Consider the following 3,268-nt stretch of genomic DNA (forward strand, 5'->3'; position numbering starts at 1 on the left):
AAGAATAATATAATAAAAACAGCTTTTTTCATAAACAACAAAAGTAGTATTTTTATAATAGGGAGGTATTAATATTTTTTTATTTTCTTAATCTTGAATTTTTTAAACCCTTCTTTTGTTTTTTTTTCTTTGTGCTGGGTTTAGACATATCGTGATTTGTCTTTACATTCTTTCATTATGAATCTTACATCTTGTATCTTATATCTTGTATCTAATTATTGTTTTCGTGTTTTTTTCTTTGTACTGGGTTTAGACAAATCGTGATTTGTCTCTACAATTTTACATCATGCACAGGCTGAAGACTGCGGACTGAAGACTGCCTACTGCGAACTGCTCACTTCCTCCCTCACAATCTTCCGTGAAAGCATATCTACATCTCTGTTGTAATTTTTTTTATCACTTTTCTTTTGATGTGCTTTTACTTTTATAAAATCAATATTCATGGATTCAATTATCACAATTAGTTCTTTTACCAAATCCACATTTCTTATGTCTTTACCTTTTTTTGTTAAAAAATTATTGTTTTTCAACCTTTCCTTTCTTTCGCATATCCTTACCACATATTGACTATCAGAAAATATTTTTATTAATTCAATTTTTTCAAATTTATTTTTCAGAAATTTTATAGCATCAATTACTGATAATAATTCCATTCTATTATTTGTGGTATTTTTTTCTTTTGCTGTTAATACAATTTTTTCACTACCATATAAAATAATCGCTGCCCATGCTCCAATTTTTAATTCTGTATTGCAACTTCCATCAGTATAAATCTCAAATATATTTTCTTTATTATTCATAATAAGTTGATTTTATTGTATCTAATTATTCCTGAATTAATTTTTTTTTTCTATCTTTTTAGAAATAATTTCCATTACAATTGTTTTACACAAAAGTAAAATTTTGGTTCTATGTCAAATACTGTGGGTAATCAAATTTGCCACAGATTCACAGATTACAAAATTACTCTTTTTGTAATTAGTACTTAGTGCCTCTAAGAAAACTATCAAATTTTATGATTTCTAAGATTTTTATTTTTTGAGACGAGGCGATGCCTTAGCATCAGTGAGTTGAGAAAGATAAAAATATTGCAAAAAGATAGGAATCTAATTTTGCAGAGTTTTCTTAGAGACACTACTTATAAGAAAACTCATTATTTGCCTAGCTGTATCCCATAAATTCCCTAAAGGGGAAAACCCAACTCACTGAGTGTGATGGCATCATTTTTAGGTGACAAAGGGATGAACGGAGGATATGCAGAATTTTCTTTTTTTTCTCAGAGGTACTAATTAATGAATTTTAATCTGTGAATCTGTCTTTGACAGACGTAGTCTTACTTCTATTACACTTAGCATGTCTTCGACAGACGAAGTCTGTGGCTCTAATTTTTTTTACCCACACAAATCAACATAGAACCTTCTTTTTTTGTTTTTCAAAACTAAAGGTGGAGGACTATAGGGAGGTTCTATTTTTTTTATTTTTTTTATTTTTTGCAATACTCCAAATTTTTATCATATATTGGATGTTAATTAAATATTGTTATTTTATGAATCTCGTCTTTTAAGTTGTTATTTTTTCTATTTCAATTAGCCACTTTCAGAATTTAAGTGTTTTATAAAAAACAATAATCTGCTAACTAACAAAAACAGCATGAATAATTATTATTTTAAGTTCTTTTTTCTCCTCTCTATTTCAATCATTTTATTTTCAACATCTTGCAAAAATAAAACAAAACAAGAAAGCCCTGAAGTTATTACCCCCACAAATGCACTTGACAGAATTTATGAAGAACAAAAGTTAATTGCTATAACTGATTACAGTTCAACAAATTATTTTATTTACAAAGGGCAACCTATGGGTTTTCATTATGAATTATTAAAATTATATGCAGATTTCATTGGTGTAAAACTTGAATTAAAAATTGAAAACAACCTTGACAAAGCATTTCAACAATTACAAAATCAGGAATGTGATGTTTTGGGAATAGACCTTACCGTTACAAAAAAGCGTTCGGAAATAATATCCTTTACAACACCATTAAATCAATCAAGGCAAGTTTTGGTACAAAGAAAGCCTAAAAATTACAAAGCACTAAGTAGTAAGGAAATTGAAAAACAACTCATTAGAAATCAACTGGAGCTTGGAGGAAAAACTGTTTATGTTCAGGGGAATTCTTCATTTGCCGAAAGGCTACACAATCTTTCAAATGAAATTGGCGATACTATTAATATAAAAGAAGACACTGAATTTCATGAAGAAAGACTTATAACAATGGTTGCAAAAGGAGAAATTGATTATACGGTTTGTGATGAACATGTAGGCATGGTTAACTCCACTTATTATCCTCTACTTGATGTAAAAACGCCTATAAGTTTCCCTCAAAACCTTGCATGGGGAGTTAACAAAGGTTCGTTTAAACTACAAAAGTCAATAGACAAATGGCTGACTGCATTTAAAGAAACAAAAAAATACACATATCTTTACAACAAGTATTTCAAAAACAAAAAATCAGTTGCAATTTTTGAAAGCGAATTTAATTCTCTTGAAGGAGGAAAAATATCAAAATATGATGATTTGATAAAAAAATATGCAAAAGAAATTGATTGGGACTGGAGACTACTTGCTTCATTAATTTATCAGGAATCAAGATTTGACCCAAATGTGGTATCATGGGCAGGAGCATTTGGTTTGATGCAACTTATGCCTGTAACAGCAGATCGTTTTGGTGCAAGCCCTGCATCTTCTACCGAAGTACAAATAGCTGCCGGTGTAAAGTTTATTAAATATCTTGATGATAGATTTAGAAATAGAATTACAGATGAAAACGAAAGAATACTTTTTATTTTAGCATCCTACAATGCAGGACCTGGACATATTTTTGATGCACAAAGACTTGCAGAAAAAAACGGTAAAGATTCATCCGTTTGGTTTGGAAATGTAGATACATTCCTATTATTAAAATCAAACCCTCAATATTACCACGACCCTGTTGTTAAACACGGATATAGCCGAGGCATAGAATCATATAATTTTGTTAAACAAATTATGGAAAGATACGAACATTATAAAAATGCAATTGAAATTTAACAAATAATCATTTCCTTGCCCTGTAAAAAAAGGTAAACCGTATTTTACTTATTCAGAATGTTTTATATAATTATTAATAGCTGTATTAGCCGATTTTTTCCCTGTTTCAATTATTTCTTTCGATTTATAAAAGTCAAATCTGAAATCTTGTGTAACATTAAGCTTGATGTTTTGCTTAGTA

Annotated in this window: 2 protein-coding genes; one reads left to right on the plus strand and one right to left on the minus strand. The window is 29.1% G+C overall.

The genetic code is table 11. The features are described 5' to 3' along the window. Positions 1–320: 320 nt before the first annotated feature. The gene (locus tag U9R42_06450) at positions 321–800 is read right to left on the minus strand and encodes a ribonuclease H (GenBank protein MEA3495660.1); all 480 of its coding nucleotides are present in this window, start codon (positions 798–800) and stop codon (positions 321–323) included. Between the two features lie 850 nt (positions 801–1,650). Here U9R42_06450 and U9R42_06455 point away from each other — a divergent pair. Next, positions 1,651–3,087: a transporter substrate-binding domain-containing protein gene (locus U9R42_06455; GenBank protein MEA3495661.1), complete on the plus strand. Its 1,437-nt coding sequence runs from the start codon at positions 1,651–1,653 to the stop codon at positions 3,085–3,087. Positions 3,088–3,268 lie beyond the last annotated feature (181 nt).

The sequence above is a fragment of the Bacteroidota bacterium genome (assembly GCA_034723125.1).
Classification (GTDB): domain Bacteria; phylum Bacteroidota; class Bacteroidia; order CAILMK01; family JAAYUY01; genus JAYEOP01.